Consider the following 19,376-nt stretch of genomic DNA (forward strand, 5'->3'; position numbering starts at 1 on the left):
ACACTCAACGCGTGCGCGAACACGCGCGAACTCAAACAGCGAGGTCGCCCTGTGGACGGACCACGTCGACGGTATCGGCATCGACGCGGTCGACCTCGAGGAAATGCGGGAGGTATTCTCGACGCTCGAACTCCCCGTACTCCGATTCGTCGCCGATCGTACACCAGAGTTGTACCGTCTCCGGGCCGTTCCACTCGCCGTTGCGATTGATACCGAAGCAGACGACTTCCTCCCCGTCGTAATCGATGACGGCTCCCTTCCGAATTCCCGGGTCGCCGTGGATGATCAGCCGCTTCATAGCCGATGATTTGGCCGGTGACGGATTAAACGCTTCGAAGCGTGCAGTCGGCGGGTTCACCCGACGACGAACCAAACGGGTTTTAAGCGGCGCAATCGTAGCCCGTCTCAAGTGAATTAACCATGCAGATGCCACGCCGATTCAATACGTACTGTCCGTACTGTAACGAACATCACCAGCACGAAGTCGAAAAGGTTCGAACCGGTCGCCAGACCGGGATGAAAAAGGTTGCCGACCGACAGCGACGACGACAGACCTCGTCGATCGGTAACTCAGGGAAGTTCTCGAAAGTCCCCAGTGGGAACAAACCGACGAACAAAACCGACCTCAAATACCGCTGTAGCGAGTGTGGCAACGCACACCTTCGCGAAGGATGGCGCGCCGGCCGAATCGAATTCCAGGAGTGATTACGATGGCAGGATCATACTACAACGTCCACTGCAGTGACTGCGAGAACGAACAGATCGTCTTCGGAAAAGCCGCCACGGAAGTCGCGTGTGCCGTCTGCGGAACGACGCTCGCCCGACCGACCGGCGGGAAAGCCGAAATCGACCACGAAATCATCGAAACAGTCGAATCACGATGAAATTCAGTGGCTGGCCAGACACCGGCGAGCTCGTCGTCGGCAAGATCGACGAGATCGAGGACTTCGGCGTCTTCGTCGATCTCGAGGAGTATCAGGACAAACGCGGCCTGATCCACATCTCCGAGGTCGCGAGCGGCTGGATCAAGAACGTCCGCGATCACGTCCGCGAAGGCCAGATCGTCGTCTGTAAAGTCCTCGACGTCGACGAGTCCCACGAACAGATCGACCTCTCGTTAAAAGACGTCAACGACCACCAGCGCTCGGACAAGATCCAGGACTGGAAAAACGAGCAGAAGGCCGACAACTGGATGGACCTGGCGCTCGAGGAAGACAGCGACGACGAGGCCTACACCGCGATCGCGAACGAACTGATCGGCGTTCACGGAAGCCTCTACAACGGATTCAAGCAAGCCGCGATTCACGGCGCGGAGGCGCTCGAGGCGACCGATCTCTCCGAGGACGAGATCGACGCCATCGTCGAGACCGCCCGCGAGAACGTCTCGGTTCCGTACGTCAACGTGACCGGCTACGTCGATCTCGAGAATCCCTCGCCGTCGGGCGTCGACGGCATCCGCGAGGCCCTCGAGGCCGCCGAAGGGAACGGGGGCGTTCCGGACGAAGTCGAACTCGAGGTCGTCTACGTCGGTGCACCGGAGTACCGAATCAAGGTCCGTGCACCGAACTACAAAACCGCCGAATCACAACTCGAGGCGAGCGCGAGTCGAGCCGTTGAGGCGATCGAAGAGCACGGCGGCGACGGCGAGTACCACCGCGAACGCAAGAGCGACGACGAGTAACCAGTCGCCGAACCGAACTACGGAACTCAGCAATGAAATCAGACATTCGGGTGTGTTCGGCGTGGACGGAGGTCCACGAACGCCCGGTTTATACCCTTTCTACGACCTGTCCGGACTGTGGTGCCGACGCAGTTAATAGCGCACCAGCACCGTTCGATCCGACGGACCAACACGGCGAGTACCGACGCGCACTTAAGCGTCGCAATCGCTGATACGGTATGGACGAACTCGAGGTCGACGTAGTTGCCGAGGTCGACGTAAACGACCCAGTGCTCGTCGAGGGGTTGCCCGGCGTCGGACACGTCGGAACGCTCGCTGCGGAACACATTCTCGAGGAACTCGACGCTGAGAGTACGCTTATTCGACGCGTCTACTCTCGGGAGTTCCCGCCGCAGGTGACGATCGAGGACGGCGTCGCCGAACTGACCTGTGCGACGATCCACGCGGTATCGAACCCGGAGGGACGCGATATGCTGGTCCTCACCGGCGATCATCAGGCACAGACCAACGCCGGCCACTACGCGCTCACCAGCGCGTTTCTCGACATCGCCGACGAGTTCGAGACGACGGAAATCTACTCGCTGGGCGGCGTGCCGACGGGCGAGCTTATCGAGGACTACGCAGTTATCGGTGCCGTAACCGAGAAAGCCCGCCGCGACTCTCTCGAGGAGTTCGGCGTCGAGTTCCGCGAGGACGAGCCCGCGGGGGGCATCGTCGGCGTCAGCGGTCTCTTGCTCGGTCTCGGCGCACGTCGCGGTTTCGACGCCGCGTGTCTGATGGGCGAAACCAGCGGCTATCTGGTCGATCCGAAAAGTGCACGAGCGGTGCTCGAAGTACTCGAGGAAGCCATCGGAATGGACCTCGAGTACGATTCGCTCGACGAGCGCGCCGACGAGATGGAAGACGTCATCGGTAAGATCCAGGAGATGGAACAACAGCAACAACAGCAGTCGATGGAGATGCCGACCGACGACGACCTTCGGTACATCGGCTAAACGCGACGCTCTTTTCTTCCGTGCGCGTTCGACGTTCAAACGATTGCTGGCAACTCGAGAGTCGGAACCATCCTTGAGCGATTAGATGACTCCGCCAGCACCCGCAACGAGGAAGATGACGCCGAACGCGGCGAGAACGACGCCGCTCAGCAACGAGACGATCGGCGCGAACGCGTCGATACGTCGGCCCACCGAAACCAGTGCGGCGGGGAAGCTCACGATCCAGAGAACGATCCCGACGAAGAACCCGGCCAGCAGTGCGGCCGAACCGGTCTGGACGACGAGCGCGCCCTCGAGCGCCGTGCCTATACCAGGGACGTGGGCGAAGACGTCGAGCGTTCCCGGCCGGAGAAGGCCGACGCCGACGGTGAGCCAGAACCCGATCTGGTACGGGTTGGTCAGCGACAGCGCGAACGTTTTTTCGAAGCCTCTCGAGGGTCCGTCGGTGTCCGCTACGAACCCGCTCGCCGATCTCGCGTCTCGAAACGCGCCGACGGCGAAGTACACCATGAGTACCCCGCCGACGAGATAGAGTGCCGGTCTGATGATCGGATACCGATCGATGATCGCGACGACACCCGCGAGCGTACCGAGGAAAAAGACGACGTCAGCGAGCATGGCACCGATCCCGGCTCTGAATCCGGCCGTCCAGCCGCGGAGAACGCTTTCCTCGGCGATTATTGCGTTCATCGGTCCCGGCGGAGCGGCCAGCGCGATCCCGAAGACGGCCCCTACGAGGAGGGTCGGAACAGTCGTCAACACGTATTCGACTCGAGGGACAGCGATAGCTAAAACGTGTCGGCAGCGCTCGATGCCAAGTATCGGTAGCGCTCGTTACTGTCAGATCGCACACCGGTGTCCGGTCGGTGGACTCGAGACGCCGATCTTTGGTCCTCAGCGATCGATTTTTCGGATGACGGTCTCGATTTCCTCGTAGGGGATACTTCCCTCGCCGACCGGCTGTCCGTCGAGCTCGAGGTATGCTGGTTCGGAATCCGGATCGTGACTTCCCGTGACCTCTCCGGTCTGGTGCATCCGTTCGCCGCCGGTCATCGCGTAGCTCTCGACCTCGACGACGTCGCCGATATCGACGAGGTCGTCGACCAGTTCCATCGCTTCTCGTTCGTCGGCATCGGCTGGGATCTGGAGTTCTGTCATAGTATTATTGGCGTTCTATCAGATCACCACAACTGTGCGCGGGGGGTCTCACACGTATCGCAGATGACCGCCTCGTTTCCCTTGTACCGTCCCCGCTCGAGGCGGCCATCAGCGCAGGACGGACACTCCCTACCCTCGAGCAGAGATACTAACCGATTTCCGTCGAATTGCGTCGTTGCCATATCGGTATCCTCCGCCCGTCGATAGTGAAGGCGTTGGCCATGCACCTGCAGGTAGCTGGTGTGAGTCGACAGATAGATCGAGCGTCGCGAGTCGACACCGCTATTTCCGTGCTTCGAGAACCTCGAGAGAGACCATGTGGCCCTGGGGACACCTCGGCGTCGCGTACCTGCTGTACAGCCTCTACACGCACCGCCGGTTCGACCGTCCGCCGCGTGCAGTGCCCGCGCTCGCGCTCGTGATCGGGTCGCAGTTTCCCGACCTCATAGATAAGCCGCTGGCCTGGAACTTCGACGTGCTTCCGGGCGGGCGAACGCTGAGCCACTCCCTGGTGTTCGCGATCGGGTTGACCGTCGTCGTCTACGCGCTCGCGAACCGATTCGGCGGCCTCGAAACGGCGATCGCGTTCGTCATCGGGCACGTCGTACACCTCTGTACCGATGTCCCACCCGCAGTCTTCGGTGGGGACGTCTCAGGACTGGCCTATCTCCTCTGGCCGTTCGTCGAACAGCCCCCGGAGGAACCGGTCGCCGGCCTCCTCGATGCGATCCTCACCTATTACGCCGTCGGGCCGTACGAACTCGCCCAATTCGTGCTCTTTGCGTTCGCGGCTGTCGTCTGGTATTACGACAACAAACCCGGTCTCGCGTACGTACGCTCGGTCCTCTCTCGGCTTCAGGTGGAAGACCCCTACGCCTGACGATCGACAGCACGCCTTCGGGCCGACTGTGTCGTCGAAACCGCTGGTGCTATGCCCACGGTGGCCCACGGCTTGGGTATGCGCCAGTTCGTCCTCCTCGGGCACGACGTTCCGACCGAACCCGATTTCTCGCTCGACGACCTCGCCGGCGGGGCTGGGAGACTCGACGCGCTCTGTCGCTCGATCACCGCCTCGTTCGTAACCTCACACGGCATCCGCGAAGACGTCCGGGTCCACCTCGTGATTCAGGACCGACTCACGATCACCTTCGACGGGGGCGAACTGCGAAACTTACACCCCGACGAGCGATCGACCGCCGCGCTGGTTCGAACGGCACTCGAGCACCGCGGGGAGGCCATCGGCGCGCTCCCAGCAGAACCGAGCCCCGGCGTCGAACTCTACCGACGCGGGTTCGAAGCCACGCTCGAGGCTGCCTCGAGCGACGGCACGGTCGTCCAACTGCACGAGGACGGTGAGGCCGTCGTCGACGCGTCGGTGCCGACCGACCCCGTGTTCGTCCTCTCGGATCACCACGATTTCACGGCGGACGAACAGCAACTCCTTGCTGAGTACGCGGATAGACGACTCCGACTCGGTCCGGAGCGACTCCATGCGGATCAAGCGATCACCGTCGCCCATCACTTCCTCGATACCGAGGGTTACGCGCAGTTTTGAAACGAGCGAGACGAGCAAAGCGCAAGCAACTAAACCCGGCCGCGTCTTTCTCCCATCGAACGTCGAATGTCCGACCAGCAGCGTCTCGTCGTCGTCTGCGGACTGCCCGGGACGGGAAAAACGACAGTTGCCCGCGAACTCGCCGAGCGGACCGGCGGCACCCTGATTCGAACCGATGTCGTCCGAAAGGACCTGTTTCCGGACCCGGAGTATACGGACGAGGAGGTCCAGGTCACGTACGACGAACTGTTCGACCGCGCTCGAGCGGCCGTCGAACGCGATGCCGTCGCCGTTCTCGATGGAACCTTCCGACGGGAATCGCTTCGCGACCGGGCTCGGCGCGTCGCTCGAGACTCGAACGCGCAGTTCGATCTCGTCCGCGTTACGTGCAGTGAGGACGTGGTCCGCGAACGGATCGAGGAACGCGAAAACGACGAGAGCGACGCCGACTTCTCGGTGCACAAACTTCTCCGGTCGGAGTTCGAGTCACCGACACTCTCACATCAAACAATCGATAACTCCGGCTCGGTAGCCGAAACCAGACGACAGATCGCACAGCTGTGGTAAGTCGCTATCCCTCCGGCCATTCAGTCGAGAGCCGTTCGGGCATTCAGAAAGGTTAAACGCGTGGACGAACTTCCACCGAATGCGGGCCGGTGGGGTAGCTTGGTATCCTTCGGCCTTCGGGTGGCCGTAACCGCGATTCGAATTCGCGCCGGCCCACTTTTGCCCCCGAACAAACTCGTGAGCGGGAAGCATGGCCGTAACCTCGTTCTCGCGAGCGAAGCGAACGAGAGCCAGTGGCGAGTCAGAAATGGCGGCGGGTCAGAGCCAGCAAACCGTCCGGTCGTCGGGACGAATCGTCTTCGCACGGCGGTCGCTTCGAAGGCGAGCGCAACCGTTACCGGCGTTGGCCGCCTCCCTCGAAACGAATGACTGACGGGACTGGGAAAGATGTCGCTACGACCGAGGAGATCACGAAGCGACGCGATGAAGTGGTCGCTCGAGTCCGCTCGCACGCGGGGCAGATCGCTCGCGAACTCGCGCTGTTGCAGGGCGGCGACTACGGCCAGGAGGCCATCGAGACGGCGAACGCGACGTGGACGGTCAAATACGAGGCGGGCGATATTCAGTATCTCCGATTCGATCCAAATTCGGGCGAGGAAACGTACGTTATCTCGACGAAACAACCACCCGAGCCCGACGCGCTCGAGCGGGCGATGGACGATTACGGGGCGTTCATCGACGCCTACAACGAGTACGTCGCGTCGTTCGACGACGTGCTCGTGGGGGTTCCCGACGAGTTTCCGGCGATCGAGTCGGCAGCCGACCTCGTCGCGGAACGGGATCGGATCGTCCGGCAGATCCACGACGTTGCGACCGAGATGGCCGGTCAACTGCAGCGCTACGACGGCGAGTACGGCACCTATTCGACGACGATATCGGGAACTCGCTGGGAACTCAAGTGGGACGGGAGCGAGGTATCCTACCTCCGGGTCGGCGGCTCCGATGGCACGTATCTGCTCTCGCAGTACGGGCCGCCTTCGGCGTCCGAACTCCGCCGGCTCGCTCCGGACGTTGAACCATTTGTCGAGTCGTTCAACGCCGAAATCGCCGACCTCGAGGCGGATCTCGATCGTGTTTCGCTTCGGAAAGACGAGTAGCGAGGAGCGCTTGGCTTTGGCTTTCTCTCACTCGATGTAGATACGTTCGCTGTTCCGAATAGGTGGTGATTTCTCGGTTTTATGGGCCACTTACGGTGAGTTCGGTGTTGTCAGTCTCGGCCTACGCGAGATTCACAGCGGAAAGGGGAGGACAATTCGGACAACTGACTGGCTCCCTTTTGGGGCGCTCGCGCCCAGTATCCAGTGCTTCATGACGACAACACGACGCGCAACGATGGCGGCTATCGGCGCACTGGGAGCGGGAGCAGCACTGACCGGTTCGGCACTGGCGGTCGGCGAACACGAGGACGACGAGCGGGCACAGGAGGAGACCGACGACGAAGTTCCGGACGCGGTCGCGGCGGTCCGGATCGCCCACTTCTCGCCGGATGCGCCGGCGATAGACGTCTACGTCGACGGCGAACAAGTTCTCCAGTCGATCGCCTACGACGAGGTGTCGCCGTATCTCGAGGTCGAGCCCGGAACGGCGGACCTGACGATAACCGCAGCTGGCGACTCGGAGGCGGTCGTCTTCGAGGACAGCGTCTACTTCGGGCGCGCGTTCTATACGGTCGCGGCGATCGGCGAACTCGAGGGCGAGACGTTCAACCCCCTGATTCTGACCGACGCCGGTTCGTCGCTCGTTCGGCTCGTACACGCGTCGCCGGACGCACCGGCGGTCGACGTCGTCGGGAACGACGGCGCGATGGACCTCTTCGAGAACGTTTCGTTCGGCAGTGCGACGAACTACGTCGCGCTTCCCGCCGGCAGTTACGCACTCGACGTGCTCCCCGCGGCGGACGGAAACGGCGAACCGGACGCCGGGGGAGAGGCCCCGGAGTACGACTCCCTCGAGGAGGCTGACACGGGCGACGATGGGGCTGATGTGGGTGGTAACGAATCCGAAACGTACGAAAACGAGACGGCGACTGCTGATAACGAAACGGCAACTGCTGGCAACGAGACGGCATCTGTTGGCAACGAAACGACATCTGCTGACAACGAAACGGAAACGGGTACCGACGGGACCGGCGTCGATGATGAACCGGAAACGGGAGACGGCGAGACGGCCACGGAGGACGACGGCGAAAACGGAGCGGACGACTCCGGACAGGCCGACGAGGCGGTCGCCAGTTTCGAAGTCACGCTCGAGCAAGGCGGTGCCTACACCGTGGCCGCGATCGGCTATCTCGAGGGGACTGAGGGCGACGCAGCCTTCGACGTGACCGTGACCGAGGACGGACCGATGGCGGTGCTCTCAGAGGCCGAAGACGGCGGGTATTCGGACGACACTGAGCCGTCCGACGAAGCCGGTGCGGACGAGCAGACAGCACCGACGGACGACGAGATGGACGATAACGAGTCGACGGACGACGGGATGGCCGATAACGAGACGGCGACTGCCGACAACGAGACGGCAACAGCAGATAACGAAACGGCAACCGCTGACAACGAATCAGACTACTAATCCCTCTCGCGAATGAGTATCGTGGCCGCCCGATCACGTCGACGGGGAGATTCCATTCCCTGACGCCGCAATAGCCCGTTTTGCTTTCGTTGGCTCGAGCGATGTGTCTTCTCGCGAACGGCATGTTCGAGTAACCGATCCACAAACGCGAGAACGGCGATACTGCGTTCGTGCGAGAACAGAATCTACGGTCGTTCTCCGGCGTGAACCGCTCGAGTGTGCTATCTCATCGCCGTGTCGTTCCTCGTCGAGCGAGGAGGAGAGACGTGTCGACACACTGCCGATCAGGCGTCGACGTATCGTTCTATCCACTCCTGTCGTTGCTCGAGAATGCGCCTCCCCTTGGGGGTCAACGCGTAGTAGTTCGTCCGACGATCGATCTCCCCTTTCTCGACGAGTTCGAACTCGACGAGCGTATCGAGATTCGGGTACAGCCGACCGTGTGTCACCGGTTGGTCGATGTACCGATTGATGTCGTCCAGAATTTGCTGGCCGGACGGACGGTCCATTCCTGCGATGACGTACAACAAGTCGCGTTGGAATCCTGTAAGCTGGTCCATGGATCACCCTCTGAATACTGACCTTCAGTCGTCTACGGCTTTGTTATAGAGCGTGTACGCCCCGTGTAGATCGTCTCGTTCGGTTGGCGTTCCAAGGGCGCTCCGTTCGCCGACCGTTCGGAGATGTGATCGGCTCGCCGTCGCTGTCTTTTTCCAGTCGACCGGCCTATCGGCCGATATGACAGACGACTCGCTCTCCTGGGAGACGATAGACAGCACGGTAGCCTACTCCTGTCCGGGTTTTGAGATCGTTAACGAGACCGTTCAGCTTCCCGACGGGACCGAAACCGATTTCGATTACCTCACCGAGCCGCCGAGCGTCTGCATCCTGCCGTTGACGCCCGACGGCGAGGTCGTCTGCATCGAGGAGTGGCGACAGGCCGTCTCTCGAGTCAACTACGGACTCCCCGCCGGCGGGACCGAGTCCGATGACGTCGACCTCGAAGCGGCCGCTCGTCGGGAACTCCGCGAGGAGACCGGCTACGAAGCCGACCGGCTCGAGTCGCTCGTCAGCGTCGAACCGGCGAACGGCTTCGCCGACGCGGTCATCCACTTTTTCGTCGCCCGCGGCTGTCGGCCGACCGCAGCCCAGCGACTCGATCACGACGAAAGCATCCGCGTCACGACGCCGTCTCTCGAGGAACTAACCGACGCCGTTGCTGACGGTGCGCTGCGCGACGGACGCGTCGTGCTCGCGCTCTCATACTATCGGCTCTTCGCTGAGGACCGCGACGAAGAGTAAATTTGAATCGATTCGGTCGCGTCCCATACGCTGGCTGTGGGTCCGTTCTTCTGGGCTGGCGATTCGGACATCGGACCGACCTCCGACTGGAACGGAACGTTTACCGCGTGGCTCGCAAAGAGACGGTAGATGCGCGAGTGTTTCGAACTCCAAGACACCGATGCAGGGGGGCGTCTCGGCGAACTCACCGTGCCGCGGGCCGGCGTCACCGTCGAAACGCCGGCACTGCTCCCGGTGATCAATCCGAATTTAGATACGATCTCGCCTCGCCGACTCGCAGACGAGTTCGGCGCGGAGATACTCATCACGAACTCCTATATCATCTACAACACCGACGACGTTCGGGAGCGAGCGCTTTCGGAGGGCCTCCACGATATGTTCGACTTCCCGGGTGCGATCATGACCGACTCGGGGTCGTTCCAGCTATCGGAGTACGGCGAAATCACCGTTACGACCGAAGAGATCCTCCAGTTTCAGGCCGACATCGGCTCCGATATCGGCACGCCCGTCGATATTCCGACGCCCCCGGACGTTTCCCGTGAGCGCGCAGCCGAGGAACTCGAGACGACCAAAGATCGACTCGAGATCGCCGACGGCGTCGACGTCGGCGACATGCTGATCAACGCGCCCGTTCAGGGGTCGACCCATCCGGATCTCCGCGAGGCGGCCGCCCGCCACGCCGACTCGACCGGCCTCGACGTGTTCCCCGTAGGCGCGGTCGTCCCGTTGATGAACGACTATCGGTACGACGACATGATCGACGTCGTCGCCGCCGCCAAACGCGGTCTGGGTGCCGACGCACCGGTTCACCTCTTCGGAGCCGGTCACCCGATGATGTTCGCACTCGCGGTCGCGATGGGCTGTGACCTGTTCGATTCTGCGGCTTACGCCCTCTACGCCCGCGACGACCGCTATCTCACCGTCCGCGGGACCCAGCACCTCGAGGATATCGAGTACTTCCCGTGTTCGTGTCCGGTCTGTTCGACTCACGAACCGGCCGACGTGCGCGCGCTTCCCGATCAGCAACGAGAGGAGACCCTCGCCGCCCACAACCTCCACGTCACCTTCGGGGAGATCCGTCGGATCAAACAGGCTATCCGAGCGGGCAATCTCCTCGAACTCGTCGAACAGCGCGCTCGCGCCCACCCGACGATGCTCGACGGTTACCGGACGCTGTTGGACCACGCCGACCAGCTCGAGGCGAGCGATCCCGTCTCGAAGGGCGCGTTCTTTTACACGTCCCACGAGAGTGCCCGACGGCCAGAAGTGCTGCGCCACCGCCGACGACTCGAGCGCCTCTCGGTTCCTGACTCCCTGTTTCTCACCGAGGGTGACGGAGACGGGCCCGCGGAATACGACGATTCCTGGCGCGTCAAACCGCCCTTCGGCCCGTTCCCGCGGGCGCTTTCGAAGAGCTATCCGCTCACCGCGGAGGTGCCAACACGCGTCGACCGCGGCGCGCTCGAGGCTGCTGCGGCGGGTATCACTCGACTGGTCGAATCCAACCCGGACAGCGAGTTCGGAGTGGGACATCTGGACTGGCCGGCAGGGGCGCTCGAGGCGCTTCCCGACTCCGTCGAGACGATCGATCTGACGGAGTCTCATCGCTCTTGAGCGACTCTCATCGCCGCTGGCTGTGTTGCCACCAGTGGAACGATGGGGCCACCGCGGATCAGAACAGCAAAGAGGGGCTGGAAAGCTTTGTTTTGGTATGATCGTCGTAGCGGCGCTTGCGATCGGCGTCCTCACCGTTCTCGTCGTCGGATCGTGGCTGGTCAAGCGGTTTCGCGGCCCCTCGAGCGATCGACGGGAATCACTCGAGAGCCATCGCGAGGCCCAAGAGCGAGAGCCACCGGTCGCTATCGGCGACGAACGGACGGTGGGAGTCGAGGAATTCACCGAGCACCATTCGGGGGAGCGCCAGGCGGTAACCAAAGTCGAGGGGTTCGTCGTCTTCGTCGAAGACGTTCCATCGGATATCGACGTTGCAGACGTGATCGAGATCAAAATCCTCTCGTTCAATCGCGGTCACACCTCGGCGACGGGAACGTATCTAGGTCGGGCATAGTCGATTTCTCGAGGAGTATCGGCGACGATATACGGTATTCTCGGTAGTAATTTTGGGCGTCGGTCGAACTCGTCACTCTGAGACGAGACTTAGATAGCGTCACAGCAACTGCTCTCACGAACTGGCGCGAAAAAGACAGATCGAACGGCGAAAATCGAAACGCGGGAAGGCGACGTTCTTAGAGTAGACCGGTTTTCTGGAGTTTCATCAGGTCCTCGGTGTCGAGGGTCTCTCCTTCCTTGAACTTCTGGTAGATCTCCTCGGCTTCCTCCTTGGCCTCCTCCTTTTTCTTGTCCCGCTGGGACTTGCGTTCTTTCTCTTCTTTCTTGTCGAGTTCACGCAGGCGCTTCTGGACGCGGACGAAGTCCTCGTGGTGCTGGTCGGCCGCTTCCTGCGCCTCGACGAAGGACTCGTGCATCTCGTCGGCCTCGTCGCGGATGTCGTCGGCTTCACGATAGGCCTCGATCATCTCGTTGTGATGTTCCTGGGCCTTGTCCGCGAGTTCGGTGACCTTCTGGTGGTGCTGGGAGGCCTCCGATCGGACCTCTTCGGCTTCCTCGACGAGTTCCTCGAGGTCGTCGTTTTGCTCGAGTTTGCCCTTGCGCTCTGCGTACTCCTCGCGTTTTCCCTCGATCTTCTCGATGAGCTCCTGTTCTTCCTCACTCGAGAGCACTTCGGTCTGCTGTTTGAACTCGAGTTGTTCGATCTCCTCTTCGAGTTCCTCGAGATCTTTTCCCTCGTCGAGTTCCATGTCCGATTTGAGCTTCTCGACGCGGTCGAAGAGCTTGTTCGCTTCCGCGTTGAGCTCGTTACGGCTCTCTTTGTGCTCTTGAACCTGCTCGTTGAGCTCGTCGCGTTTTTCGCGGTGTTCCTGTGCCTCGTCGACCTTCTCGCGCGTCTTTGCGTTAAGATCGTCGCGGCTGGATGCCCGCTCGGAGGCCATCTGGTTGAGATCGTTTCGTCGATCTCGGAGCTGGCCGGCCATCTTGATGAGCTGGCCTTTCGATTTGTTTTCGAGGTCGTCTTCTGTGAGTTCGATGTTTTTGGATTCGTCTACCATGTGTTAGTAAACCCTCTGTGCCATTCCCGCATCGGCGACAGCGTCCGCTCAGGACCTGCGAAATCTCGGTGAATAAGATTTCCTGTCATCGTTCGTCGAGCGATACGCGCCCCGATGGCGTTCTGGTATGCGTAACTACTGCCGCATGTAATTTAAATGTACCGGTCCAATACCCCCTGAAAACCGTTAGCAGGAAGCTCATATCGTGTGTTGTGGATTAGCATGGACAGGTCGGTTGTATATAAACGAACACACCGCTCGAGCGGTCAATTCCTCCCGAATTTTGCTTTGCGATCGGCCGTTCGATTCACGGCAGATCTGGTGTGACAAATATCGATCTCAGCGCGGTTTGTCGATCTCCGTTTCACTTTCACTTTCACTCTCCTGTTGGCGGAGCTTGACATGGGTTCCGGAACGAGTCGTATCCATGTTGGACGAGCTTACCTCTGCGTGCGAACACTGTGATCAGCCGCTCGAGGACGATCGGCTGATGCTCTCGATGCGAACCGACGAAGGGACTCGTCGAGCGTACGAGTGTGACTGTGGTGCAGTCACGATCACTGTCGTCGGCGACGCGGAGATTGACGGTCGCTCAGCGACTAGATAACGGTCGCCACGATCGACGCGGCAACGCTGCCGGAGTCGTGGGTTTGCTTACGCAGCGCTTTCAGCAGACGAGAGCATGCCGAGACAGTTCGATTTAGAAAAGATTCTCGAGTCGGTCGTCAGCGAACTGCTCGGCAGGGTCTTCTCTCGGCTCGTCCTCCTGTTTCTGTGCCTCGCGGGCGCGTTCCATGAACTGGTCGATCCGGTCGGAGCGTTCGACGCCGCCGAGCAAGACGAGTGCGGCGACTCGATCGCTCTGGAGCGGGAAGTCACCCCCGCGGACCTGCATGCTCCCGGTTTCGTCTTCGAGCCAGCGTCGAGACTTTTCGACGCCTTTTCGCGGAATCACGTCCGGATCTCCGGCGATAACGAGCAGCGCCGCGTCGGCGGTGGTCGCGTCCGGAAGACTCGTCCCCGTCAGCAGGGACTGTCTCGAGACGTTCATGACGGTTCGAATGTTCTCGCCGCTTTCCTCGGCTGCGAGTTCGCTCGCGTAGCCGAGCGCGGCGACGCCGCCACCCCGGAGCGTGTTGATGACTTCACTCGAGTCGACGACGCTCTCGCCGACGCCGTCCATCCCTTCGCCCGATGCGAACAGGAGCCCGACGCGCTGAGCGATGTTCTCGTTGATCGTTTCGAACGCGCCCTCGACGCTCTCGCCTTGCTCGTGCCACGCGTCGTTGTCGATCAGCAGCGTCGAATCCGCCTCTCGGATGATCGTTTTCAGCGAACGGCCGGCGTTCGCCTGATACAGCGATCCCTCGTTTCGCCCCGGGAGGATGCCGAGCGCGTAGACCGGGATGTCGTATACCCGCTGGAGGTTGTTGACCAGAACCGGCGCGCCGCCGCTTCCGGTTCCGCCGCCGAGTCCGGCGACGACGAATATCGCGTCCGCGCTCGAGGTGATGCGGCCGTCGATACCGCCGATCACCTGGTCGATGTCGCTTTGCATGATCTCTGCGCCGAGTTCGTTATCGCCGCCGACGCCGTGGCCGTTGACGCGGTCTGCACCGATGAGTTGCGTGTCGACGAACTCGAGAGACTGGAGGTCTGCCTTCGCGGAGTTGACGACGAGCCCACCTTGAATCGCGTCGAACTCCATGTCGGCATCGAATCGGACGAGCCGTTCGGTGACCTTTCCACCAGCCTGGCCCACCCCGATCAGGGCAACTTTCATACGACTATCATGCGGGGGAGGGCTGTTGAACGTTGCGGGGCGATACGGCGCTTCCCGGGCATATGTTTAAATAGGGTACCGAAGCCAGAGCAGCCATGAGCGATTTCGAGCGGCTCGAACGGCGACTCGCCGCCGTCGAACGAGCACTCACAGACAGCGACCGTCCGGTGAGCGACGTTCCGGAGCAGGCCGCGATTGCTGACGATATCGACCGCCTCGACGAGCGAATCGACGATTTGGTTGCCCGCGTCGCCGACCTCGAGGGGAGCACGCAGGCGTTGCGCGGCTACGTGGGAAACGTTCGATCGGTCAACGAAGCCGTCGAACGACGCGCGGACGCGGCGGTCGCGACTGTCGATCGCCTCGAGCGCCGCATCGAGGCGGTCGAGGGAGCACGAACGGACTCGGAGACGACCATGGTCGTCTCGAGGGCCGTCGTCCGCGATTCGACGACACCAGCAGGTCGGTACCGAAGCGAGAGCGGAGGATCCGGTCCCGAAACCGATCCCGATTCGACGACCGATCAGCGGGCCGCGCTCGAGGAATTCCACCAAACCGATCCAGACCACTCGGTTGACCGTTCCCTGCTGGCCGGCGGTAGCGACCGCCGGTCTCGACCGGGAGTGGGCGTGACGGACGCCAGCAGCGTTCGCCTCGCTGATCCGAGCGCGATCGATCACCAACAGATCGAAGCGGAACTCGCCGAACTGACGGCGATTGACGACGAACCGGACCGGCGTGATTCGACGGAGCCGACCGAGGATCAATCCCGACGAGACGACGCCGACGAATCGGACGGTACAGCGATTTTCGAGGCTGTTCGTGGCCTATTCTCGTGATTCGACGGCTCTGTCGTACGTGGTCTCACCTACCCGTCCATCGCCGCTTTTGCCACCGGTCGAACGTCCGCCGGCGAAGACCCGTCCGATCCGTTCCGTGGGGTCGGCTTCGATGGCAACCCCTTTGGGCACGTTTCCCGTTCGGGTCGATATGTTCTACGAGCAGCGGATGTCCGTTCCGGAGTCGCCGGCGGAACTCCGCGCGGAGTACGACGACGACCTCGCACAGGTACTCGAAACCCGCGGTCTCGAGCACGTGTCGATGCTCACGGGAATCGACGAGGATCGGCTCGAGTCGATCGGGACGGCTGAGCCGCCGTCGCTGTCGCTCGAGGAGGCGGCACAGATCCAGTCGCAGGGCTCGGACGATCCGGACCCGGAGACGATCGAAACGATGGCCTGCGAACACCTCCTGCTGGGCATGTCGACTGCCGTCCTCGACGTGGATGCCGTCGAAAGCGAACTGGAGATCGATCTCGATCCCAAGGAGATTCAACAGAAGATCGAACGGCGGGCTCCGATGTCGTTCGACGAGTACGTGCACGTACAGCATACTATCGTGAGCAATACTCCATAACGCGACAGGCAAGTCCTGTACTGCTGCCGCCTCGACCTATCCTTCGAGCACTTCGTACGCCACGCCGGCGTCCCGAAGCGCGTCCGTGACCCGGCCGACGGAATCGATCGTCACGACGGCGACCACCTCGAGACCGCGCTCTGCGGCGTCTGCGGCGACTTCCCCGCCCGCGAAGTTTACGGCCGGCTCCGTTCCAGCCTGTCGGCAGGCGACGACGGCTTCGACGCCGGTTGCGACCACGAGGTCGGCACCGTCGCAGGTCTCGGTGATGAACTCGTCGGCGATGGCCCGACTTCCGCCGGTTCGAACCGCGGGCACCTGCAACACGGTAACGGAACCGGGCTCGAGTTCCATGACGCCCTCGAAGCTCGTGACGCCAACGTCCGTTCCCGCTTCGGCGTCGGTCGTCGCGACGCCGGTCGCCGGCCCGTCCTCGCCCGACTTCGCGTGTAACAGGCCGTCTCGAACGAATAGCGTGACGGTCTCTCCCTCCTCGATATCGTCGGTCGCGATGTAGGCCGCCTCGCTCATCGCGTCGAGGACGTCGCCGGTAACGTGATCTGCGAACCGGCGAACGTCGTCGGCGGTGGTAAAGAGCCAGTCGACGCCCTCGTTGGTAACGCGATAGCGAGAGCGCCCCTCCTTTTCGACGAGGCCGTCGTCGACGAGATCGCGGATGTACTCGCTGACCGCCTGGCTCGTCACCCCGACGTCGGCTGCGATCTCTCCCTGGCTGACCGCGGGCTGGCGCTCGGCGATCTGGACGAGGATTCGAAACCGCGTCGCAGCCCGCTTGTTGTCGAGGACATCGACCATACGCTGGCTGTTGGGCGACGGTACCAAAAAGGGCGTGGTCGTCGATACATGCGCGCCGCACTACTCGTCTGCTGTCGCGTCGTTCCTTCACTGCTGTCGCGCTCTCCCAGTCCTTTTAACTCCCGCCGATTCGACGGTACGGGCATGTCTCGGCCGCTATTGATCGATACCGACCCCGGATGCGACGATGCGCTCGCGCTCTTGCTCGCCCTCGAGCGCGACGAACTCGACGTCGTCGGCCTGAGTACCGTCCACGGCAACGCGTCGCTCGCCGACACGACGAGAAACGCCAGATCCCTCCTCGAGTGCTTCGATAGAACCGATATTCCGCTCTCTGAGGGTGCGAAGCTGCCGCTTACGGCCGAACTCGAGACGGCCGAACACATCCACGGTCCGGGCGGAATTCGCGGCGAACTACCCGAACCGACGAGCGCGACGGAGCCGCTCGAGCAACACGCTGCCCAGTTCATCGTCGAGAAAGCCCGAGAGTACGAGGGGGAACTGACGCTGGCAGCGATCGGCCCGCTGACGAACGTCGCGCTCGCGCTCGCGATCGAACCCGACCTCCCGGACCTGCTCGACGAACTGATCGTGATGGGCGGCGCGGCGTTTGCGCCCGGAAACGTGACGCCGCTGGCGGAGGCGAACTTCCGGTCCGACCCGGAGGCGGCCGCTCGAGTGGTTCGGGATGCTGAGCCGACGATCGTCGGTCTCGACGTGACCAACGGCGCGAACGTGCCCGGCGAGTGGATCGACGCACTGCCAGAAGAGACCGCCCTCGGCCGGTCGATCGTCGAGTGGTTCACCTACTATTCGGGCGCCCAACTCGAGCAGTACGAGTACGAGACGACGGCGATCCACGACGCGCTGGCGATCGCCGGAATCGTCGACGAGGACGTTCTCGAGACCGAGACCTACCACATGCAGGTCGGCACCGACTCGGACCTCGATCGGGGCGCGCTCGTCTGTGACGCGACCGATGTCACGGACGGGAAGCCGAACGGCTCGGTCGCCCTCGAGGCCGACTTCGAACGCTATCGCGAACTGCTTACAGGGTCGGTCGAGCGGACGCTCGATACGCTTGCCGATCGCAGGGCTTAGTTGTATACTCGGCGTCCGATCGCGTTCTCCTCGATGAATTCCCAGTCGTATTCGACACCGAGTCCGGGGTCGTCCGGCACCGGCACGGTTCCGTCGTCGTCGATCGACTCGAGGGATTCGGAGTACTCCCCGCGGTAGATCGGCGGTTGTGTGTTCGCACAATCGGGGTGGACCAGCGCGAGTTCGTAGTAGTTCGCGTTTCGAATCGCGGCGATACACTGGCGCTGGGCGGGTCCGGGCGCGTGAAACTCGACGTCGAGGCCGAACCCCTCGGCGATCCGGGCGCGCTTTATCGCGCCGGTGATCCCGCCGTCGTATTCCGGATCCGCGCGCACGAAGTCAGTCGCGTCGTTGGCGATGAAGTCGGTAAATGGCTCGAGTCCCCGAACGTGCTCTGTCTGGAGGATCGGCGTCTCGAGCGATTCCCGAAGCTTTCGGTGGGCGTGTTGGGAGATCCCGCCGTCACGGTAGGGATCTTCGTACCAGAGGAAGTCCTCTTCGTCGCACGCGCGGCCGACTTTGAGCGCATCGCCGTAGGTCTGGTACTCGCAGGCGGGGTCGATCATGAGATCCATTTCGTCGCCGACCCGGTCGCCGACGGCGTGGACCGTCTCGATCTCTCGATCGATGTCCCTGGCCGCGTCGCCGCCGCCCCAGCCGTGTATCTTGAAGCCGGGAAAGCCGAGTTCGAGACACTCCTCGGCGAAGTCTGCGTAGGCCTCCGGTGAATCGAGTCCGCCGTTATCGTCGGCGTGGTAGGTCGAGGCGTACGTCGGGAGCCGCCTCGTGTAGGTGCCGAGCAGTTCGTGAATCGGAACGTCGTGGTACTTTCCGGCGAAGTCCCAGAGCGCGATGTCGACCGGGCCGATCCCCATCCGGTCGTACTTTCGCAGCCCGCGTTTGATCTCGCTCCAGTGGCGTTCGCGCTCGAGCGGGTTCTTCCCGATGAGATAGTCCGCGAACGTGTTGATCTGTGCGGCCGCCGGCGAGTTGCCGCCGACGTACTGGCCGGTGATCCCGACATCGGTTTCGATACTGAGTGCGAACAGTTTTCGCGTCGTCGTCGATCCGGGCTCGTACACCAGGTTGAACCCGTTCTCGTCGGTTCCGACGTCTACCAGTTCGTAGGAAAACTCGATCGATTCGATTTCGGTTATCTGTGGTGGCACGCCGAAACGAGGGACGGCCAGCCACATAATATCTGTCACGAAACGCGATTGTGACGTGATCGACACGATCCGCTCTCGGTGGACGTTGAGGGGTTCGAATCTCGAGCGACGAGGAGACACCGAGGCGCCAGTTCCGGCCC

At 62.1% G+C, this 19,376-nt stretch carries 26 protein-coding genes and 1 tRNA gene; 18 read left to right on the forward strand and 9 right to left on the reverse strand.

Annotated elements, in window-relative coordinates; genetic code table 11:
- Positions 1-31 precede the first annotated feature (31 nt).
- On the reverse strand, positions 32-298 hold the full coding sequence (locus tag HALLA_RS03145) for an HAH_0734 family protein (RefSeq protein ID WP_049952022.1): 267 nt from the start codon (positions 296-298) through the stop codon (positions 32-34).
- A gap of 122 nt (positions 299-420) precedes the next feature.
- Here HALLA_RS03145 and HALLA_RS03150 point away from each other — a divergent pair, with 122 nt between their 5' ends.
- From HALLA_RS03150 to HALLA_RS03165, 5 genes are read left to right on the forward strand one after another with little or no spacing between them, the layout of a single operon-like run.
- On the forward strand, positions 421-705 hold the full coding sequence (locus HALLA_RS03150) for a 50S ribosomal protein L44e (RefSeq protein WP_049952023.1): 285 nt from the start codon (positions 421-423) through the stop codon (positions 703-705).
- 5 nt (positions 706-710) lie between these two features.
- Positions 711-884 carry a 30S ribosomal protein S27e gene (locus tag HALLA_RS03155; protein WP_049952024.1) on the forward strand — a complete coding sequence of 58 codons (174 nt, stop codon included), beginning with the start codon at positions 711-713 and terminating at the stop codon, positions 882-884.
- The gene (locus HALLA_RS03160) at positions 881-1,681 is read left to right on the forward strand and encodes a translation initiation factor IF-2 subunit alpha (protein ID WP_049952025.1); all 801 of its coding nucleotides are present in this window, start codon (positions 881-883) and stop codon (positions 1,679-1,681) included. Before HALLA_RS03155 ends, HALLA_RS03160 begins: the two co-directional genes overlap by 4 nt.
- 32 nt (positions 1,682-1,713) lie before the next feature.
- A complete protein-coding gene (locus HALLA_RS19840; protein ID WP_084568915.1) occupies positions 1,714-1,893 on the forward strand; it encodes an RNA-protein complex protein Nop10 in 180 nt (59 codons plus the stop codon).
- Between the two features lie 6 nt (positions 1,894-1,899).
- Positions 1,900-2,676 (forward strand): proteasome assembly chaperone family protein, encoded by a 777-nt coding sequence (locus HALLA_RS03165; RefSeq protein ID WP_049952026.1) that lies wholly within the window; start codon positions 1,900-1,902, stop codon positions 2,674-2,676.
- Positions 2,677-2,757: 81 nt separating this feature from the next.
- Here the strand turns inward: HALLA_RS03165 and HALLA_RS03170 are convergent, their stop codons facing one another.
- The 3 genes from HALLA_RS03170 to HALLA_RS20920 form a co-directional block, all read right to left on the reverse strand.
- Positions 2,758-3,438 (reverse strand): LysE family translocator, encoded by a 681-nt coding sequence (locus tag HALLA_RS03170; protein ID WP_049952027.1) that lies wholly within the window; start codon positions 3,436-3,438, stop codon positions 2,758-2,760.
- A 132-nt stretch (positions 3,439-3,570) separates the two neighbouring features.
- The gene (locus HALLA_RS03175) at positions 3,571-3,834 is read right to left on the reverse strand and encodes a hypothetical protein (RefSeq protein WP_049952028.1); all 264 of its coding nucleotides are present in this window, start codon (positions 3,832-3,834) and stop codon (positions 3,571-3,573) included.
- A gap of 23 nt (positions 3,835-3,857) precedes the next feature.
- A complete protein-coding gene (locus HALLA_RS20920; protein ID WP_169732107.1) occupies positions 3,858-4,016 on the reverse strand; it encodes an HVO_A0556 family zinc finger protein in 159 nt (52 codons plus the stop codon).
- A 134-nt stretch (positions 4,017-4,150) separates the two neighbouring features.
- Here HALLA_RS20920 and HALLA_RS03180 point away from each other — a divergent pair, with 134 nt between their 5' ends.
- The 6 genes from HALLA_RS03180 to HALLA_RS03205 all read left to right on the forward strand — a co-directional run bounded on the left by HALLA_RS03180 (position 4,151) and on the right by HALLA_RS03205 (position 8,521).
- Positions 4,151-4,714 (forward strand): metal-dependent hydrolase, encoded by a 564-nt coding sequence (locus tag HALLA_RS03180; protein WP_049952029.1) that lies wholly within the window; start codon positions 4,151-4,153, stop codon positions 4,712-4,714.
- 78 nt (positions 4,715-4,792) lie between these two features.
- Positions 4,793-5,389, forward strand: coding sequence for a tRNA (pseudouridine(54)-N(1))-methyltransferase TrmY (gene trmY, locus HALLA_RS03185; protein ID WP_049952030.1), 597 nt, complete (start codon positions 4,793-4,795; stop codon positions 5,387-5,389).
- Between the two features lie 66 nt (positions 5,390-5,455).
- Complete coding sequence (locus HALLA_RS03190; RefSeq protein WP_049952031.1) at positions 5,456-5,956, forward strand: AAA family ATPase; 501 nt, start codon at positions 5,456-5,458, stop codon at positions 5,954-5,956.
- 83 nt (positions 5,957-6,039) lie between these two features.
- A tRNA-Pro gene (locus HALLA_RS03195) sits at positions 6,040-6,112 on the forward strand.
- Between the two features lie 209 nt (positions 6,113-6,321).
- A complete protein-coding gene (locus tag HALLA_RS03200) occupies positions 6,322-7,053 on the forward strand; it encodes a hypothetical protein (RefSeq protein WP_049952032.1) in 732 nt (243 codons plus the stop codon).
- Between the two features lie 211 nt (positions 7,054-7,264).
- On the forward strand, positions 7,265-8,521 hold the full coding sequence (locus HALLA_RS03205; protein WP_174887887.1) for a DUF4397 domain-containing protein: 1,257 nt from the start codon (positions 7,265-7,267) through the stop codon (positions 8,519-8,521).
- A 284-nt stretch (positions 8,522-8,805) separates the two neighbouring features.
- On the opposite strand, the gene HALLA_RS03210 is transcribed toward HALLA_RS03205, so the two are convergent.
- Positions 8,806-9,081 carry a PadR family transcriptional regulator gene (locus HALLA_RS03210; protein ID WP_049952034.1) on the reverse strand — a complete coding sequence of 92 codons (276 nt, stop codon included), beginning with the start codon at positions 9,079-9,081 and terminating at the stop codon, positions 8,806-8,808.
- A 178-nt stretch (positions 9,082-9,259) separates the two neighbouring features.
- Between HALLA_RS03210 and HALLA_RS03215 the strand changes: the two genes are divergently transcribed.
- The 3 genes from HALLA_RS03215 to HALLA_RS03225 all read left to right on the forward strand — a co-directional run bounded on the left by HALLA_RS03215 (position 9,260) and on the right by HALLA_RS03225 (position 11,891).
- Positions 9,260-9,823 (forward strand): NUDIX hydrolase, encoded by a 564-nt coding sequence (locus tag HALLA_RS03215; protein WP_049952035.1) that lies wholly within the window; start codon positions 9,260-9,262, stop codon positions 9,821-9,823.
- 129 nt (positions 9,824-9,952) lie between these two features.
- Entirely contained in the window at positions 9,953-11,437 is a 1,485-nt protein-coding gene (tgtA, locus tag HALLA_RS03220; RefSeq protein WP_049952036.1) for a tRNA guanosine(15) transglycosylase TgtA, read from the forward strand.
- A 97-nt stretch (positions 11,438-11,534) separates the two neighbouring features.
- Entirely contained in the window at positions 11,535-11,891 is a 357-nt protein-coding gene (locus HALLA_RS03225) for a TRAM domain-containing protein (RefSeq protein ID WP_049952037.1), read from the forward strand.
- A 178-nt stretch (positions 11,892-12,069) separates the two neighbouring features.
- Here the strand turns inward: HALLA_RS03225 and HALLA_RS03230 are convergent, their stop codons facing one another.
- A complete protein-coding gene (locus tag HALLA_RS03230) occupies positions 12,070-12,951 on the reverse strand; it encodes a coiled-coil protein (RefSeq protein WP_049952038.1) in 882 nt (293 codons plus the stop codon).
- Between the two features lie 427 nt (positions 12,952-13,378).
- Here HALLA_RS03230 and HALLA_RS03235 point away from each other — a divergent pair, with 427 nt between their 5' ends.
- Positions 13,379-13,558, forward strand: coding sequence for a hypothetical protein (locus HALLA_RS03235; protein ID WP_049952039.1), 180 nt, complete (start codon positions 13,379-13,381; stop codon positions 13,556-13,558).
- A gap of 93 nt (positions 13,559-13,651) precedes the next feature.
- On the opposite strand, the gene HALLA_RS03240 is transcribed toward HALLA_RS03235, so the two are convergent.
- Positions 13,652-14,734, reverse strand: coding sequence for a tubulin/FtsZ family protein (locus HALLA_RS03240; RefSeq protein ID WP_049952040.1), 1,083 nt, complete (start codon positions 14,732-14,734; stop codon positions 13,652-13,654).
- Positions 14,735-14,829: 95 nt separating this feature from the next.
- Here HALLA_RS03240 and HALLA_RS03245 point away from each other — a divergent pair, with 95 nt between their 5' ends.
- Together HALLA_RS03245 and HALLA_RS03250 are read left to right on the forward strand one after the other, a co-directional pair.
- Positions 14,830-15,573: a DUF7310 family coiled-coil domain-containing protein gene (locus HALLA_RS03245; RefSeq protein WP_049952041.1), complete on the forward strand. Its 744-nt coding sequence runs from the start codon at positions 14,830-14,832 to the stop codon at positions 15,571-15,573.
- A 151-nt stretch (positions 15,574-15,724) separates the two neighbouring features.
- A complete protein-coding gene (locus HALLA_RS03250; protein ID WP_049953993.1) occupies positions 15,725-16,150 on the forward strand; it encodes a DUF5791 family protein in 426 nt (141 codons plus the stop codon).
- A gap of 36 nt (positions 16,151-16,186) precedes the next feature.
- Here HALLA_RS03250 and HALLA_RS03255 read toward each other — a convergent pair whose 3' ends face one another.
- Positions 16,187-16,966 carry a DUF7839 domain-containing protein gene (locus HALLA_RS03255; RefSeq protein ID WP_049952042.1) on the reverse strand — a complete coding sequence of 260 codons (780 nt, stop codon included), beginning with the start codon at positions 16,964-16,966 and terminating at the stop codon, positions 16,187-16,189.
- A 144-nt stretch (positions 16,967-17,110) separates the two neighbouring features.
- Between HALLA_RS03255 and HALLA_RS03260 the strand changes: the two genes are divergently transcribed.
- A complete protein-coding gene (locus HALLA_RS03260) occupies positions 17,111-18,067 on the forward strand; it encodes a nucleoside hydrolase (RefSeq protein WP_049952043.1) in 957 nt (318 codons plus the stop codon).
- On the opposite strand, the gene HALLA_RS03265 is transcribed toward HALLA_RS03260, so the two are convergent.
- The gene (locus HALLA_RS03265; protein ID WP_049953994.1) at positions 18,064-19,236 is read right to left on the reverse strand and encodes an enolase C-terminal domain-like protein; all 1,173 of its coding nucleotides are present in this window, start codon (positions 19,234-19,236) and stop codon (positions 18,064-18,066) included. The genes HALLA_RS03260 and HALLA_RS03265 overlap by 4 nt on opposite strands.
- Positions 19,237-19,376 lie beyond the last annotated feature (140 nt).

Source organism: Halostagnicola larsenii XH-48, assembly GCF_000517625.1.
Lineage (GTDB): Archaea > Halobacteriota > Halobacteria > Halobacteriales > Natrialbaceae > Halostagnicola > Halostagnicola larsenii.

Coding starts and splice junctions, on each gene's coding strand:
- HALLA_RS03145 (WP_049952022.1), bottom strand. CDS start 298: ATGAAGCGGCTGATCATCCACGGCGACCCGGGAATTCGGAAGGGAGCC.
- HALLA_RS03150 (WP_049952023.1), top strand. CDS start 421: ATGCAGATGCCACGCCGATTCAATACGTACTGTCCGTACTGTAACGAA.
- HALLA_RS03155 (WP_049952024.1), top strand. CDS start 711: ATGGCAGGATCATACTACAACGTCCACTGCAGTGACTGCGAGAACGAA.
- HALLA_RS03160 (WP_049952025.1), top strand. CDS start 881: ATGAAATTCAGTGGCTGGCCAGACACCGGCGAGCTCGTCGTCGGCAAG.
- HALLA_RS19840 (WP_084568915.1), top strand. CDS start 1,714: ATGAAATCAGACATTCGGGTGTGTTCGGCGTGGACGGAGGTCCACGAA.
- HALLA_RS03165 (WP_049952026.1), top strand. CDS start 1,900: ATGGACGAACTCGAGGTCGACGTAGTTGCCGAGGTCGACGTAAACGAC.
- HALLA_RS03175 (WP_049952028.1), bottom strand. CDS start 3,834: ATGACAGAACTCCAGATCCCAGCCGATGCCGACGAACGAGAAGCGATG.
- HALLA_RS20920 (WP_169732107.1), bottom strand. CDS start 4,016: ATGGCAACGACGCAATTCGACGGAAATCGGTTAGTATCTCTGCTCGAG.
- HALLA_RS03180 (WP_049952029.1), top strand. CDS start 4,151: ATGTGGCCCTGGGGACACCTCGGCGTCGCGTACCTGCTGTACAGCCTC.
- trmY (WP_049952030.1), top strand. CDS start 4,793: ATGCGCCAGTTCGTCCTCCTCGGGCACGACGTTCCGACCGAACCCGAT.
- HALLA_RS03190 (WP_049952031.1), top strand. CDS start 5,456: ATGTCCGACCAGCAGCGTCTCGTCGTCGTCTGCGGACTGCCCGGGACG.
- HALLA_RS03200 (WP_049952032.1), top strand. CDS start 6,322: ATGACTGACGGGACTGGGAAAGATGTCGCTACGACCGAGGAGATCACG.
- HALLA_RS03205 (WP_174887887.1), top strand. CDS start 7,265: ATGACGACAACACGACGCGCAACGATGGCGGCTATCGGCGCACTGGGA.
- HALLA_RS03210 (WP_049952034.1), bottom strand. CDS start 9,081: ATGGACCAGCTTACAGGATTCCAACGCGACTTGTTGTACGTCATCGCA.
- HALLA_RS03215 (WP_049952035.1), top strand. CDS start 9,260: ATGACAGACGACTCGCTCTCCTGGGAGACGATAGACAGCACGGTAGCC.
- tgtA (WP_049952036.1), top strand. CDS start 9,953: ATGCGCGAGTGTTTCGAACTCCAAGACACCGATGCAGGGGGGCGTCTC.
- HALLA_RS03225 (WP_049952037.1), top strand. CDS start 11,535: ATGATCGTCGTAGCGGCGCTTGCGATCGGCGTCCTCACCGTTCTCGTC.
- HALLA_RS03230 (WP_049952038.1), bottom strand. CDS start 12,951: ATGGTAGACGAATCCAAAAACATCGAACTCACAGAAGACGACCTCGAA.
- HALLA_RS03235 (WP_049952039.1), top strand. CDS start 13,379: ATGTTGGACGAGCTTACCTCTGCGTGCGAACACTGTGATCAGCCGCTC.
- HALLA_RS03240 (WP_049952040.1), bottom strand. CDS start 14,734: ATGAAAGTTGCCCTGATCGGGGTGGGCCAGGCTGGTGGAAAGGTCACC.
- HALLA_RS03245 (WP_049952041.1), top strand. CDS start 14,830: ATGAGCGATTTCGAGCGGCTCGAACGGCGACTCGCCGCCGTCGAACGA.
- HALLA_RS03250 (WP_049953993.1), top strand. CDS start 15,725: ATGTTCTACGAGCAGCGGATGTCCGTTCCGGAGTCGCCGGCGGAACTC.
- HALLA_RS03255 (WP_049952042.1), bottom strand. CDS start 16,966: ATGGTCGATGTCCTCGACAACAAGCGGGCTGCGACGCGGTTTCGAATC.
- HALLA_RS03260 (WP_049952043.1), top strand. CDS start 17,111: ATGTCTCGGCCGCTATTGATCGATACCGACCCCGGATGCGACGATGCG.